General features: G+C 76.3%; 15 protein-coding genes. 12 read left to right on the top strand and 3 right to left on the bottom strand.

Going from position 1 to position 13,469, the window contains the following annotated elements; all coding sequences use genetic code 11:
• Nucleotides 1-126: 126 nt before the first annotated feature.
• Nucleotides 127-348: a hypothetical protein gene (locus WCD58_RS27895; protein ID WP_337706372.1), complete on the bottom strand. Its 222-nt coding sequence runs from the start codon at nucleotides 346-348 to the stop codon at nucleotides 127-129.
• A 255-nt stretch (nucleotides 349-603) separates the two neighbouring features.
• Here WCD58_RS27895 and WCD58_RS27890 point away from each other — a divergent pair, with 255 nt between their 5' ends.
• The 6 genes from WCD58_RS27890 to WCD58_RS27865 all read left to right on the top strand — a co-directional run bounded on the left by WCD58_RS27890 (nucleotide 604) and on the right by WCD58_RS27865 (nucleotide 6,396).
• Nucleotides 604-1,659, top strand: coding sequence for an LCP family protein (locus WCD58_RS27890; RefSeq protein ID WP_337706371.1), 1,056 nt, complete (start codon nucleotides 604-606; stop codon nucleotides 1,657-1,659).
• A gap of 19 nt (nucleotides 1,660-1,678) precedes the next feature.
• A complete protein-coding gene (gene mftG, locus WCD58_RS27885) occupies nucleotides 1,679-3,166 on the top strand; it encodes a mycofactocin dehydrogenase MftG (protein WP_337706370.1) in 1,488 nt (495 codons plus the stop codon).
• A gap of 232 nt (nucleotides 3,167-3,398) precedes the next feature.
• Nucleotides 3,399-3,692, top strand: coding sequence for a hypothetical protein (locus tag WCD58_RS27880; RefSeq protein WP_337706369.1), 294 nt, complete (start codon nucleotides 3,399-3,401; stop codon nucleotides 3,690-3,692).
• Between the two features lie 28 nt (nucleotides 3,693-3,720).
• On the top strand, nucleotides 3,721-4,974 hold the full coding sequence (locus WCD58_RS27875; RefSeq protein ID WP_337706368.1) for a hypothetical protein: 1,254 nt from the start codon (nucleotides 3,721-3,723) through the stop codon (nucleotides 4,972-4,974).
• A gap of 28 nt (nucleotides 4,975-5,002) precedes the next feature.
• A complete protein-coding gene (locus tag WCD58_RS27870; protein ID WP_337706367.1) occupies nucleotides 5,003-5,410 on the top strand; it encodes an SRPBCC family protein in 408 nt (135 codons plus the stop codon).
• Between the two features lie 113 nt (nucleotides 5,411-5,523).
• Nucleotides 5,524-6,396, top strand: coding sequence for a hypothetical protein (locus tag WCD58_RS27865; RefSeq protein ID WP_337706366.1), 873 nt, complete (start codon nucleotides 5,524-5,526; stop codon nucleotides 6,394-6,396).
• Nucleotides 6,397-6,471: 75 nt separating this feature from the next.
• On the opposite strand, the gene WCD58_RS27860 is transcribed toward WCD58_RS27865, so the two are convergent.
• Nucleotides 6,472-6,930 carry a universal stress protein gene (locus WCD58_RS27860; RefSeq protein ID WP_337706365.1) on the bottom strand — a complete coding sequence of 153 codons (459 nt, stop codon included), beginning with the start codon at nucleotides 6,928-6,930 and terminating at the stop codon, nucleotides 6,472-6,474.
• 183 nt (nucleotides 6,931-7,113) lie between these two features.
• On the opposite strand from WCD58_RS27860, the gene atpF reads away from it, so the two are divergent.
• From atpF to WCD58_RS27835, 5 genes are all read left to right on the top strand, one after another.
• Nucleotides 7,114-7,617 carry a F0F1 ATP synthase subunit B gene (gene atpF / locus WCD58_RS27855; RefSeq protein WP_337706364.1) on the top strand — a complete coding sequence of 168 codons (504 nt, stop codon included), beginning with the start codon at nucleotides 7,114-7,116 and terminating at the stop codon, nucleotides 7,615-7,617.
• Nucleotides 7,618-7,801: 184 nt separating this feature from the next.
• Nucleotides 7,802-8,221 (top strand): hypothetical protein, encoded by a 420-nt coding sequence (locus WCD58_RS27850; protein WP_337706363.1) that lies wholly within the window; start codon nucleotides 7,802-7,804, stop codon nucleotides 8,219-8,221.
• A gap of 248 nt (nucleotides 8,222-8,469) precedes the next feature.
• Nucleotides 8,470-9,321, top strand: a complete 852-nt coding sequence (locus tag WCD58_RS27845) for a hypothetical protein (protein WP_337706362.1) — start codon at nucleotides 8,470-8,472, stop codon at nucleotides 9,319-9,321.
• Between the two features lie 26 nt (nucleotides 9,322-9,347).
• Nucleotides 9,348-10,268 (top strand): 2-dehydropantoate 2-reductase, encoded by a 921-nt coding sequence (locus WCD58_RS27840; protein ID WP_337706361.1) that lies wholly within the window; start codon nucleotides 9,348-9,350, stop codon nucleotides 10,266-10,268.
• A 45-nt stretch (nucleotides 10,269-10,313) separates the two neighbouring features.
• On the top strand, nucleotides 10,314-11,453 hold the full coding sequence (locus WCD58_RS27835) for an arsenate reductase/protein-tyrosine-phosphatase family protein (protein ID WP_337706360.1): 1,140 nt from the start codon (nucleotides 10,314-10,316) through the stop codon (nucleotides 11,451-11,453).
• Nucleotides 11,454-11,530: 77 nt separating this feature from the next.
• On the opposite strand, the gene WCD58_RS27830 is transcribed toward WCD58_RS27835, so the two are convergent.
• Entirely contained in the window at nucleotides 11,531-12,055 is a 525-nt protein-coding gene (locus WCD58_RS27830) for a hypothetical protein (protein WP_337706359.1), read from the bottom strand.
• 380 nt (nucleotides 12,056-12,435) lie between these two features.
• On the opposite strand from WCD58_RS27830, the gene WCD58_RS27825 reads away from it, so the two are divergent.
• The gene (locus tag WCD58_RS27825) at nucleotides 12,436-13,272 is read left to right on the top strand and encodes an RDD family protein (RefSeq protein WP_337706358.1); all 837 of its coding nucleotides are present in this window, start codon (nucleotides 12,436-12,438) and stop codon (nucleotides 13,270-13,272) included.
• Nucleotides 13,273-13,469: the final 197 nt, after the last annotated feature.

Genomic DNA, 13,469 nt, shown 5'->3' with positions numbered 1-13,469 from the left:
GCGCTCCGAGGTGCGTTTCGGCCTCCTGATCACCGGCCGCCGCCGGAGATCACGGGCGTCGCCATGCACCCGCGCGGCACGCCGAGGTGCACACCGTCGCCCCTGATCACCGGCGCGCCGGGCGCCTCAGGAACGGCGGCGCGGGAGCGGCATGTCGCTCGCCGATCCCGAGGGGGCGCGCGGTTCGGGCGCGACGGCGGGCAGGTCGCGCAGGCCCTCGAGCACGCGGGCGAGGACCTCCGGGCGCGGGGCCGGGACGTCGCCGACCGCGACCTCCGCCGCGGCGCTCGCAACCTCCACCACGTCCACCGCGTCCATGACCGTGTCACCGTCTCGATCGGGGGTCACCCGACCGAGCGTAGGGCGAGGCACACGTCCGAGGGGTCGAACACCGGCCTCCGGGCGGGCGACGGCAGGCTGGGCGCGACGACCGCGTGAGAACGGCGTGTGGACGGCCTGTCACGCTGGGTCGTTCCGGACGGGCCCACACCGCGCGGCGCGTAACGACCGCCGCTCGTCGTCCGAGAGAACGCGAGTGAGGAGCCGACCAGTGGAGGTCGGTCCCGCGGGAGCAGGGGTGGTCGGGGTATGAGCGTCGGCGGGATGATTGACCAGGACGGGCGCGGTCCGGACCCGGACGAGGAGCGCGGACGCCGCCGCCGTGGTGTGCGCGCGCTCGTCTACGGCCTCATCGCCCTGCTGGTGCTCGTGCTGCTCGCCGCGGCCGGCGTCGTCATCGTCACCCAGCAGCTGGGCTCGCAGGTCGGCCGCTACCCCTCGGTGTTCGCGCCGATCGACCCGTCGAGCCGCCCCGCGGACTCCGCCGGGCAGACGTTCCTGCTGATCGGCACCGACTCCCGCTCGCCGGAGCCCACCACCGGCACCGACGCCGCGCCCGACGCCGTCTTCGGCTCGCAGCGCAGCGACGTGATCATGGTGGCGACCCTCGCCGAGGACGGCCAGAGCGCGAGCGTCGTGTCGATCCCGCGCGACTCCTACGTCGACATCCCGGGCCGCGGCAAGAACAAGATCAACGCGGCGCTGGCGTTCGGCGGCCCGCCGCTGCTGATCCAGACCGTCGAGCAGCTGACGGCGATGCGCATCGACCACTACGCGGTCATCGACTTCGCGGGCTTCGCGCAGATGACCGACTCGGTCGGCGGCATCGACGTCAACGTCGGCCAGGAGTCCGAGCGCGACGGCGTCGTCGTCCCCGCGGGCGAGCAGCACCTCAACGGCGCGCAGGCCCTGGTCTACGTCCGCGAGCGCTACAACCTGCCCGGCGGCGACCTCGACCGCGTCCGGCGCCAGCAGGCAGCGCTGCGAGCCTTCCTGCAGAAGGCCCTGTCGTCCGGGACGCTCTCGAGCCCGACGAGCGCCTACGCCCTCGTCGACACCGTGAGCCGCCACGTCGGCGTCGACGACTCGCTGTCCAACACCGGCCTCGCCCAGCTCGCCTTCAGCATGCGCGACCTGCGGAACTCGAACGTCTCGTTCCTCACCGTGCCCGTCACCGGGACCGGGATGGAGGGCGACCAGTCGGTGGTCTACCTCAACCAGGCCGCGGGCCGGGACCTGTGGTTCGCGGTCAACACCGACGCGGTGCCGCAGTACGTCGCCACCCGTCCGCAGGAGCAGTTGTCGGACACGCCGCGCTGAGAGCGGGTATGCCGGAGGCATGAGCTGGGACGTCGTGGTCGTCGGCGGGGGCTCGGCCGGCTGCGCGCTGGCCGGGCGCCTCTCCGAGGACCCGCACCGGCGGGTGCTGCTGCTCGAGGCCGGGACCGCCGTCGGGGACCCCGCGGCGTTCCCGGCCGAGGTCCGCGACGTCTCCTCGCTGGCGGCCTGCGACCCCGACGGCCCGCACACGTGGGACGTCGGCGTCGAGCTCACCCCCGGGCGGAGCACGCGCGTCGGGCGCGGGCGGCTGCTCGGCGGGTCGAGCGCGGTCAACGGCGCGAACCACGTCCGGGCCACGCGCGCCGACCTCGACTCCTGGCCGGGCTGGTCGTACGACGAGACGCTGCCCTACTACGTGCGCGGCGAGCGCGACCTCGACATGACCGGTCCGCTGCACGGCGACGCCGGGCCGGTGCCCGTCGTGCGCCCGGCCGGCGAGCTGCGCGCGGCGGTGACCGAGCGGTTCCTCGCGGCGGCCGCGCGGATCGGCGTCCCCACTGAGATCGACAAGAACGGCGACCAGCCCCCCGGTGCCGGGCTCGTCCCGGCGAACGTGCGGCGCGGGGTGCGCGTGAACGCGGCGATCGCCTACGTGCTGCCGCACCTCGACCGCCCCAACCTCACGGTGCGCGGCGACGTCACCGTCGCGCGGGTGCTGCTCGACGGCGACCGGGCGGTGGGCGTGGAGGGGGTGGACGGGGAGCGCATCGAGGCCGGCGAGGTCGTGCTCGCGGCCGGGTCGGTGTGCACGCCGCAGCTGCTCGCGCTCTCGGGCATCGGGCCCGCGGACGTCCTGCGCGCCGCCGGGCTGCCCGTGCACCACGACCGCCCCGGCGTCGGGCGGGGCTACACCGACCACCCGAGCGTCTACCTGTCCTTCCCCGACACGTCGGGGGACGCCGTGCACCCCGAGGCTCCGGGCGCGCAGGCCGCCGTCCACCTCGACAGCGGCGACGACCCCGCCGGCGACCTCGAGATCCTGCTGTTCGCGCGCCCGTTCGCGCCCGGCGGGCCGTGCCACCTCATGTGCGCGCTGCAGGCACCCGAGAGCCGCGGGCTGATGACGTTCTCGGCGGACCCGCGGACCCCGCCGCGCCTCGAGCACCGCTACCTCGCGTCCGCCCGCGACCGCGCCCGGATGCGCCAGGTCGTGCGGCGCGCGGGGGAGCTGCTGGCGGCCGGCGGGCTCGCGCTCGGGCCGGCGCGCACCCTCGACGACCGCGAGCTCGACGCGTGGATCGACGCGCACCTGGGGACGTCGGCGCACCTGTGCGGCAGCGCCCGGCTCGGGACGGCCGACGACCCCGAGGCCGTCGTCGACGCCGAGCTGCGCGTGCACGGCCTGCGCGGGCTGCGCGTCGTCGACACCTCGGTGCTGCCGACGGTGCCGCGCCGGGGCCCCGCGGCCACGGCGCTGATGCTGGGGGAGCGGGCCGCGGACCTCCTCGCCGGGCGACCCCTCACCGCGAGCGGGGGGCTTTCCTGACGTTGAGTGTCAGCGTGGCCGCCACGCTGACACTCACGGTGCCCCGGGCGCCGCCACGCTGGAATACGCGCGCTGACCTGGCGCGACGCCCGATTCGTCCCCGATGGTGGCGAAGCGTCCGCGTCCGTCACCGGACACGGTCACAGCTGCGACACGATGGTGTGGATGACGGTCACGGCGGCGATGATCGCGACGACACTCCTCGCGAGAACCGTGATCGAGGAGACCGCCGATGTCGTTCCTGCGCCGCCGTGCCGACGAGTCACCCGTCGCTCCGCCCGGACGCACGCCCGACACGCCCGCCGCGATCGACGACCCCCCGCGCCGTCTGACGCGCGCGGAGCGCAAGGCCCTCAAGGCCGAGCAGGCCGCCGCCGCCGAGCTCGCCGCCCGTGTCGCGCGCGCCCAGCGCCGCCTCGCCCAGGCCACCGGCCCGCTGCCGGTCGTGCCCCAGCGCCGCTCGCCCGAGAACACGGAGAACACGGAGAACCCCGCGAACACGGCGAACACCGTCCCGACGGAGTGACGGGCGCGGGCATGGAATCCTGCCCGCCGTGCCAGTCCGTCTGCTCGCGGTAGCGGTCGCCTCGGTCGCCACGACCCTGCTGCTCGCCGCCTGCGGCGCGGCACCCGCCGGCAGCGCCCCGCCGCCCGCGTACGACCCGCCGGCCGGTTTCGCCGCGCCCACCGGCAGCCTCTTCGGCGGCTCCGGGACGCGGGTGTTCGGGCGCGACGCCGACGCGCTGCCCGCGGCGCTGGTCGGCACCGCGATCTGGCTCACCGACGGCGGGCGCGTGGCGCGCACCGACTCCACCGGCACCGGGATCCCCGGTCCCGCCGCCCCGCCGGGCCGCTACGCCGCCGGGAAGCCGGTGCCCTCGCCCGACGGCGGCGTACTGGTCGGGGCGTCGAGCGTCGTGCCGGGGTCGGGCACCACGCCGCCCGGCCTGGCCGTCGACCTGCTCGCCTTCGACGCGGAGAGCGGCGCGCTGCGCTGGAACGCCCCGACCCGGCTGCCGTGGGCGGAGCGCCCGCCGGCAGTGACGATGACGGTCGCCGGGGTCGTCGCCGGGGTCGCCGTGATGACCGCGAGCACCGACACCCAGCGCACCGCCCTCGGCGTGGACCTCACCTCGCGGCGGGTGCTGTGGACCGCCGACGGGGTCGCGGTGGACGCGCTGCTCGCCGACGGGCCGGCCGGCGGCACCGCGCTCGGCGTCGCGACCGCCCCGGGCGGCAGCCGCGCCTACGCCGACTCGACGATCGTCGGCCTGGACGCCGTCACCGGGCTGCGGAGGTTCGCGCCGCCCGACGTGCTGCGGGCTCCGGAGATCACGCCCGCCGGGCCGGGGCTCGCGGTGGTCAGCGGCCGCACGACGGCGACGACGCTCGCCGCGCCCGCGGCGTCCCTGCGCTTCGTCGACGCCCGCGGCGCGACCGTGCGCACCGTCGATGTGGGGAGCACCTACACGCCGCCCCGCTGCGTCTGGGACGAGGCCGCCACCACGGTCTGCGGCGGCGACACCCGCGTCCTCGCGGTCGACGCCGGCACCGCCGCGCCGCTGTGGGAGCTGCCCGACCCCGCGGCCAACCGCGTCGCCCCGCGCATGACCACGGCCTGGCACGGCGCGGTCTACGGGACGACGGTGAACGGCCCGCTCGTCCTCGACGCCCGCACCGGCGCCGACCGCGACACGAGCCCGGGGGCCGCTCCGGTGCTGGTCAACGCCTATCTGGGGCTCGGCGCGGAGACCACCGGGGTGGCCGGGCTCGGCGGCGGCGCGGCGATCACCCCGGCGATCCGCTGAGAGCGCCGATTCCGGGGTAGCCCCGGGGATGGGTGACTACGAGCACACGACCGACGTCCGCCGCCCGCCGGAGGAGGTCTTCGCCTACCTCGCCGACGTCGAGCACCTGCCCGAGTACTTCAGCGGGCTCGAGAAGGCGTGGAGCGGCGGCGGCGAGGTCGTCAACGTCGTCGCGAACGTCGAGGGCGAGCGGTACGAGGGCACGGCCTGGATGCACGCCGACCCGGACGCGAAGAGCCTGCGCTGGGGCGCCGAGCGCGCGAGCGGCTACCACGGCGAACTGTTCGTGACCGGCATCGGCGACGAGGACTCCCGGGTCACCGTCACGCTGCACACCGAGCGCGCCGACGGCCCCGGCATCCGCGCCGGCCTCGAACAGACCCTCGCCGACCTCAAGCGGATCCTCGACGGCTCGGGCACCGAGCGGGTGGGTTGATCGCGGCGGGTGAACGGCGCCGCCGAACAGGTCGACTGAATCGTTCGACGTGGCGGCGATCACGTCGCTCTGGCAGGGTGGGTGATTCGGACAGCCCACTGGACGGAGACTCCGTGCGCCTCCCGTTCGTCCGCCGTCGTTCCACCACGAGCACCACCCCAGGCGGCGCCACCACCATGCCGCGGGCCACCACCACGGCCCGCCGCGTGCCCGGTCCCGACGTCATGGTCGGGATGGAGTACCTCGACCTCCCCGCGCGGGAGGCGCCCCGGACGCCGGCCCCGGAGATCGCCGTCTGCGGCATCGACCCGCAGGTGCCCGGCACCCCGGCGGTGCCGCGGCTGCACGTCGTGGTGGGTGACGACGGCCCGCGGCCCGACTCCGTGTCCGAGCTGCTCGAGCGGGCCGGCGACCACGGGGGCGTCCGCGTGCGGCGGCTCACCGTCGACGTCCGCGGCCTGCGCGACGTGCTCGAGAGCCGCGGCGGGTGGAACCTCCTCGCCGCGCTCGTGCGCGAGCCCTCCGACCGGGTCACCAACGCGGTGTTCCGCGCGACGATGGCGCGGCCCGCCGCCGACGGCACGGGGCCCGTGGGCGCGATGCTCGAGGACGGCGACGTCGACGTCGAGGTGTGCGTGGTCGGCGAGGGCGACACGGTCGCGGGCCGCTGCCGTCGCGAGCTCGGCCGCGGGCGCCTGTCGCTGACGACGTTCCTCGCCGAGTCCGAGCGCCTCACGCGCCGGCTCGCCGAGGCGCTGGCCCGCCCGCGCGACCGCGGCACCCGGCGCTGCTTCGAGCAGGCGCTGGGCGACGTGCTCGCCGACGCCCCCCTCGCCGAGCTGCTCGGACGCCACGGCGCGGCGCCCTACTGCTCGGTGCCCGGCACGTGGGCGACGCCCCCGACGCCGGCCACCCCGGCGCCCCGGCGCAGCGACCTGTCCGAGCAGGTCGAGGCGTCGGCGACGCTGGAGGAAGCTGCGAGATAGCCGCCGAAGCGACGGCCCGTCCCGCTCCTCCGTCGCGGGACGGGCAGATCGCCGGCGGAGGTCGCCGGCCGGGACCTAGGTCGTGTGCACGATCAGCACGTCGGTCGGCGCGCGGCGCGAGACCTCCGCGGGCACCGAGCCGAGCAGGCGCCCGGCGAAGCTGGCGAGGCCCTTGTTGCCCACCACGACGAGGTCGGCGTGGTGCAGCTCGACCTTGTCGCAGATCGCCTGCACCGGCTCGCCCTCGACGGCGACCGTGTTGACCTCCTCGACGCCGGCGCGCTGGGCGACGTCGCGGGCGTCGCGCAGCTTCTCCTCCGCCGGGTTCGAGCCGATGATCTTGTAGGCCTCGTCGCCCAGAGCGCGCTCGGCCTCGGCCCGGTCGCGCGTGCCCGAGCGGCTGCCGCGCTCGTAGGCGCAGATGATCAGGAGCTTCGCGCCCGCGTCCGCGGCGATCGCCGCCGCCCGCGAGACGGCCGTCGTGGCCGAGGAGGAGCCGTCCGTGCCCACCGCGACCAGCTTGTAGTCACCCACGGCGGCACCCTAGGGGGCGCACCGCCGGGGGCGCGGTGCGGGGGCTCACGGGTGACCCGGGGTCGCCGCGGCGGGAGAGATCGGACAGACTGTGCGCGAGCGCCCGACCGGCCGTGCCCTGCGCTGCCGGTCCGCGGTGCCCGCGACGCAGTACGACGACCCGAACAGGCGGTGCAGCCGGCGATGACCCTGGCGAGTGGCTACTTCGTGCTCACCCCGATCTGGCACGAGATCGTGATCGGGCTGATCGCGTTCGGCGCGCTCTACCTCGTCATGACCAAGGTCTTCATGCCGCGCCTGGAGAAGGTCTACGCCGAGCGCCACGACCGCATCGAGGGCGGCTTCGAGCGCGCCGAGCAGGCCCGCGCCGAGGCCCGCCGCATCCAGACCGAGTACCGCACCCGCATCGGCGAGGCCCGCGACGAGGCCGCCCGCATCCGCGACGCCGCCCGCGAGGAGGGCCAGCGCCGCAACGACGAGGTGCTGGCCTCCGCCCGCGAGGAGTCGGCGAACCTGGTCTCCCAGGGCCGCGAGGAGCTCGCGACCCAGCGCTCCTCGGTGGCCTCGGACCTCCAGCCCGACGTCGCCCGCCTCTCCCGCCGGCTCGCCGGCCGGATGCTGGGCCGCGAGGTCGGTGACGACGAGTACCGCCAGGTCGTCGACGACTACCTCGGCCAGCGCGCCTGACTCCCGCTCGACCAGGCGGCGCCGTGCGCTGCGGAAATCGGACCTCGCGGACATAACAACCGCGTGAGGTCACGGCAAGGTCACGATTGCTGCGTGTCGCAGTCGCTGCGGCCTCGTGTCGGTAACGACCCGGCCTGAATCCCGATGAGTGCCCGAGAACACACCGGGCGAACGGGGCAGGCACATGGGCGAGTCGTTCACTTTGCGTGGTCGCGGCGGGGCCCGGGTCGCCGGCATCCTCGGTCGGGTCCTGGTGGTCGCGGCCCTCGCGGTCGGCGGCCTGATCGGCAGTGCGCAGCTGCCCGACCCCGGTCCCGCGCTCGCCGCCGACCCCGCGCCTGCCCCGGCGCCCGTGCCCTACGGCGGAGCGCTCGACAACCCCGACCCCGGCGGCTCCTTCGACGACTCCCAGGTGCTCGAGGTGGCCATGCTCGCCCTCGGGTCGCTCAACGGCCTCGCGTTCGCCGCCGTCGTCATCGTCAGCCGGATCCGCGGGAGCTCCGCGGCCGAGACCCGGCGCGCCCTCATGACGCGGACCGCCCGCGGCGTCCCCTCGGGGCCGCGGCCCCGGTTGAGCAGCACCCGCCACCGGGGCGCGCACTGAGACGGTGGGTGTCGGTCGGTGTGTCGGTCTGTGCTGGTCCGTGCGGCCCACGGGTCGGCGCTCAACGGCGCTGATCGCGACGGGTCACCGGCTTACCGGGTGAAGGAGATCCCCCGAACGGGCTGTTCCGTGAGCCGTCTGCAACGCGTCACTCTGGCAGGGACGATCCACCGGGTGACCCCTCGTCGCCGCAACGGCGCTTCGGCGCACCCGGCGACGTCCTGTCCACGCCCGTGAATGGAGCGCCGTTGTCGACCGACGCCGCGACCCCCGAGACACCCGTGCCCCCGGAACCCGACGGGGCGACCGACGGGCCGGCGGTCGACGGGCCCGCACCGGACGGGCCGGGCGACTCCGGGCCCGACGGACCCGACGAGACCGCGACCGAGTCCTCGGCACCGGCCGAGGCCGGCGCCGAGGCCGGCAGCGAGGCCGGCAGCGAGGTCGGTGCCGAGGACGAGGCGGAGGAGCCCGCCGACCCCGCCCCGGCCGAGGACCCGCCCGTCGTCGCGCACGTGCCGGCGCCCGCCGAGCCCGTCCACGACACCACGCGTGCCCCGGTGACGTCGGCCGCGGCGGCCCCGACGGCTTCGTCCCCCGGCCCCGTGTCGGACGACGCCGGCGGCCGGCTCACCGCCCGCCTGCGGGAGGCCCGCGCCCGGCTCCAGCCCGCCGAGACCGTGATCCCGGCACCGCGCACGCCCGAGGGCGTCGTGCCGCCGGTGCCGTTCCAGCGGGGCAGCGGGCCACCGCCCGCCGACCTCCTGCGCACCGTGGACGCGCTCGCGGCCCGGCTCGCGGAGCTGGAGGACGACGACGGGCGGACGCCCGAGCGCCGTGCCCTGCTGCGCGCCCTCGACCGCTCGGCGGCGGGCGTGCCCGACGGCGGGTGGTCCGGCGAGGACCGCGTCGACGCCGAGGCGCTGGCCGACGCGGCCGAGCTCGCGGCCGCCCTGCACGCCGCGGCGGCGTCGCTGCTCGAGCGTCTCGACGCCGAGGAGCGCACCGGGTCGGCGGTCGAGGTGGACGCGGTCGCGACGGCGCTGCAGGTCGCCCGCATGGTGATCGACCTGGAGGCGTTCGCCCGCCACGGACGCTGACGTCCCCGGAAGCGACAATCACCGCCGTGGCGAGCGTCGCGGTGGTGGGGGCGGGAGCGATCGGCGGGGTCCTGGCGGCGCTGGCCGCCGACCGGGGCCACGAGGTCACCGTGTGCGTCCGCACGCCCTTCGAGGTCCTGACGGTGACGACCGACGACGTCGAGCGCGAGGTGCCCGTCACCGTCGCGACCGATCCGGGCGCCGTCGGCCCCGTCGACTGGGTGGTGCTCGCGACCAAGGCGCAGGACACCGCGTCCGCCGCGGGGTGGCTGGGCGCGCTCACGCGTGCCGGGACCGTCGTCGTGGTCGCCCAGAACGGCGTCGACCACGCCGCGCGCGTCGACGGGCTCGTCGACCCCGGCGCCGTCGTGCTGCCCGCGTCGGTGCGGCTCGGGGCGGAGGCGGTCGCGCCCGGGCGGATCGTGCACCGCAGCTGGGCGCAGCTGACGGTGCCGGCCGGTGACGCGGCCGACGGCCTCGCGGCGCTCTACGGCGCGGACCCGACGGGCGCCCCGGGCGTGCCCGGCGGCCTGGCCGTGGTGGCCACCGACGACCTCACGACCGTGCTCTGGCGCAAGCTGCTCAGCAACGCCGTCGCCAACCCGATCACCGCGCTGACCGGACGGCGCAACGACGTGCTCACCGAGCCGGCCACGCGCGCGCTGGTGGTCGACCTGGCGCGCGAGGTGATGGCGGTCGGGCGTTCGGTCGGCGCCGCGCTGACCGACGACGACGTCGACGGGCTCGTCGCGCTCTACGACGGCATGCCGCCCGACCTGGGCACCTCGATGCTCTACGACCGCCTCGCCGGGCGTCCCCTCGAGCACGAGTACCTCACGGGCGCGGTGGTCGCGACCGGTCACCGGACGGGTGTCGCCACCCCGCTGAACAGCGCCGTGCTCGCCCTCCTTCGGGGGGTCCGCGCCCCGAACGGGCAGGTCAGCTGACGTGACGGCTCGCGCAACCGCGCCACGACTGCGACGATCGGACGTATGAACGGTCGGGGAGACGGGGCGCCGCGGCGTTTCCGGCTCCTGTTCGTCTGCACCGGGAACATCTGCCGGTCCCCGTTCGCCCGCTTCCACGCCCGCGCGCTGCTCGAGATGCGGCTCGGTCCGCGCTGGGCGTCGTGGTTCGACGTCGCCAGCGGCGGCACGGGCGCCGTCGTCGGCGCGGAGATGCACCCGCTGTCCCGCGCGCAGCTCGGCCCGCTCGCCGCGCACGCCGACGTGGCGGCCTTCCGCGCCCGCCAGCTCCCGGCCCGCGACGTCGAGCTCGCCGACCTGGTGCTGACGGTCAGCCGCTCGCACCGCTCGGCGGTGCTGGAGCTGGAGCCGCGGGCGCTGCGCAGCACGTTCACGATGCGCGAGTTCGCGCGCCTGCTCGAGGGCGTCGACCACGCGGCGCTGCCCGCCGACCCCCGCGAGCGCGCGCACGCCCTCGTCGCGGCCGCCCTCGCCGAGCGCGGCCAGGGCACCCCGGTCGAGGCCGAGGACGACGCCATCCCCGACCCCGTGCAGGGCGAGGTGGAGGCCCACGTCGAGGCGGCCCAGCGGATGCACGCGGCGATCCGGCCCCTGGTGGACGCGATCGGGGCGGCGGTGCCCTGGCCGTCCCGCGCGCCCCGACGGCCCGGACCGCCCCCCGGCCGTCCCGGATTCCCCGGACACCCCGGACACCCCGGCCCGCCGCCGCGGGGCCCGGTGCCCGTCGGCGGCCCGCCCGGCATGCCGCCGCCCGGCGCGCCGATGCCGCCACCGGGGCCGCCGCACGGTCCGCTTCCGGGGCCACCCCCCGGCCCGCCGATGTCGTTCGGGACCCCGCCGGGACGGCACGGGGCACCGCCCGCGGCCGGCCCCCTCGGACCGCCGCCGGGCACCCCGCCCGGGGCCCCGCCGCTGCCGGCCCAGACCGCGGGTCGACGGCCGTCGATCACCGCCGACCCGCTCTCGCCGCCCACCCCGGACGAGCGCGACGGCCTCGCGCCCGACCGCGGGGCCGCGGCCGCCGAGGGCAACGGCACCCACGGCAACGGCACCCAGGGCAACGGCAACGGGAACGGCGCGCCGTACCACGGCGACGCCGACGATCTGCCGGAGCGGGCCTCGTCCGTCCCCCGCGCCGGCAGCTGAGGCACCGTGTCAGCGGGGGCCCACCGCTGACGCTGAACGTCCGCGATGCCACCCGCTCGACGAGCGTGCCGGGCGGATCAGGCCTGGCGGGTGAAGGCGAGCGCGCGGCGCACGCGGGCGCCGGGACGCGTGCCCGCCACCTGCTCGGGGGCGAGCAGGGGCCGCCACACGCTCCAGGAGTCCATTTCCCCGGAGGTGACCGGCCGGTCGTCCGCGGCGCGCTCGACGAGGTCGCCGCACGGGGCGACGCCGCCGGCGGGGCGCACGACGCAGATGCGCAGGCGCTCGCCGCCCGCGGAGACGCGCAGGCCCGAGCGCGAGGAGCGCGGCACCTCGAGGTCCAGGTCGCCCGGCGTCCCCTCGAACAGGACGCCGCGCGTGGACTCGAAGCTCAGCCGCCCGTCGCGCAGGCGCAGGACGCCGGGGACGTGGGTGACCTCGCGGACGATCCACGCGAGGCCGGCGACGCCGGTGCCGGGGGCGTCGACGAGGGCGGTGGAGGTGCCGGAGGCCGGCGCGAGCCGCGGGGCGGGCACGGCGGCGACCGGCGCCGGGGTGGTCGGCGGGCCCGCGGTGGCGGCGGGCCGGGACGGGACGGCCATCGTGACCTCCTCCCGGGAATGTTGCGATGTCGTGACCTGACCTACACCCAACGCGCGAGGTCCCCCGGGTGTCATGCTCCGGCCGGGCGAGGCACGGTGGGCAAAGGGGTGATCCCGCCCGCGAGCAGCACCGACAGCGCAGTGTGAGCGCCCTGATCACTCCGTGCGGGCGACGAGATCCCCCGGACGGCCCGGCCGGTCGTGCCCTGCGTCACCGCTCGCTGGCATGCTGCCGCGCGATGGGCGCAGCGGCGCGGACCACGGACGGATGGTGCGCGTCCGGCCACCGCGCGGAAGAGCCCGATGCGCCGATCGAGCACTACGGTGTGCAGCCAACGGGGAGCGGAACGCTCTCGTCGACGACTTCGGGAGAACAGAGCGTGAGCAACCCCGACGGATACCAGCAGCAATCAGGTTTCGGATCGACGTCGGGTGGCTACCAGCAGCAGTCCGGCTTCGGGGACCCTGCGGGCCCGCAGGGTCAGCAGCCGTACGGCCAGCAGCCCGGGTACGGCCAGCAGCCGGGCTACGGGCAGCAGCAGCCCGGACACGGCCAGCCGTTCGCCCAGCCGGACGCCGGGTACGGGCAGCAGTACGGCCAGCAGTACGGCCAGCCCGGCTACGGCCCGCAGCCGGGGTACGGCCAGCAGTACGGCCAGCCCGGGTACGGCCAGCAGCCCTACGGTCAGCCCGGCTACGGCCAGCAGTACGGCCAGCAGTACGGCCAGCAGCCTTACGGCCAGCCCGGCTACGGCGCGCCGACGCCGACGGGCGACCCCACGGACGTCGTCGGCTCGCGCGTCGGCCAGTACATCGTGGACGCGCTGCTCACCGCGGTGCCGCCGTTCGTCGTCCTGTTCATCGTGATCGGCATCGGGAGCGCCGCGGCGTCGGGGAGCCCCGAGACCGCCTTCACGATCTTCGGGATCGGCTACTTCATCACCCTGATCCTCTCGGCGGTCGGCGGCTTCGTCGTCTACGCCTGGTGGCCGTCCACGCACCAGGGGCAGACGCCGGGCATGAAGTGGCTGAACCTGCGGATCGTGCGCGAGGACGACGGCGGCGTCCCGTCGCTGGGGCAGTGCGTGGTGCGCTGGCTGCTGTTCGTCGTCGACGGCCTGTTCGCCGGGATCGTCGGCCTCATCGTCATGTCGACCTCGGCCCGTCACCAGCGCGTCGGCGACATGGCGGCGAAGACGCTCGTCGTCCGGGCGTGAGGTCCGGTCGCGCAGCGGACAACCACCTCGGTCCCTGCATGGATCGTGCGGTCGTCGTCACTCGTCCGTGACCACGGACTGGGCCGGGCGAGCGAACCTGAACTCTTCTGGCCGTTCGGCGAAACGGACTCTGACCGCCGAGCGACTTCCGGGCCGTAACCGGACGCAATGCTGCGTCTGACGACACGGACGTCACG

The organism is Actinomycetospora flava, from assembly GCF_037400335.1.
Classification (GTDB): Bacteria; Actinomycetota; Actinomycetes; order Mycobacteriales; family Pseudonocardiaceae; genus Actinomycetospora; species Actinomycetospora flava.
Note: the sequence above shows the minus strand (reverse complement) of the source record. Positions and strands in the feature narration are given on the sequence as shown.

What these genes read in the sequence shown, in the direction of transcription:
- WCD58_RS27830 (WP_337706359.1), bottom strand. Translation starts at nt 12,055, where the DNA reads ATGGCCGTCCCGTCCCGGCCCGCCGCCACCGCGGGCCCGCCGACCACC.
- mftG (WP_337706370.1), top strand. Translation starts at nt 1,679, where the DNA reads ATGAGCTGGGACGTCGTGGTCGTCGGCGGGGGCTCGGCCGGCTGCGCG.
- atpF (WP_337706364.1), top strand. Translation starts at nt 7,114, where the DNA reads ATGACCCTGGCGAGTGGCTACTTCGTGCTCACCCCGATCTGGCACGAG.
- WCD58_RS27850 (WP_337706363.1), top strand. Translation starts at nt 7,802, where the DNA reads ATGGGCGAGTCGTTCACTTTGCGTGGTCGCGGCGGGGCCCGGGTCGCC.
- WCD58_RS27835 (WP_337706360.1), top strand. Translation starts at nt 10,314, where the DNA reads ATGAACGGTCGGGGAGACGGGGCGCCGCGGCGTTTCCGGCTCCTGTTC.
- WCD58_RS27880 (WP_337706369.1), top strand. Translation starts at nt 3,399, where the DNA reads ATGTCGTTCCTGCGCCGCCGTGCCGACGAGTCACCCGTCGCTCCGCCC.
- WCD58_RS27870 (WP_337706367.1), top strand. Translation starts at nt 5,003, where the DNA reads ATGGGTGACTACGAGCACACGACCGACGTCCGCCGCCCGCCGGAGGAG.
- WCD58_RS27890 (WP_337706371.1), top strand. Translation starts at nt 604, where the DNA reads ATGATTGACCAGGACGGGCGCGGTCCGGACCCGGACGAGGAGCGCGGA.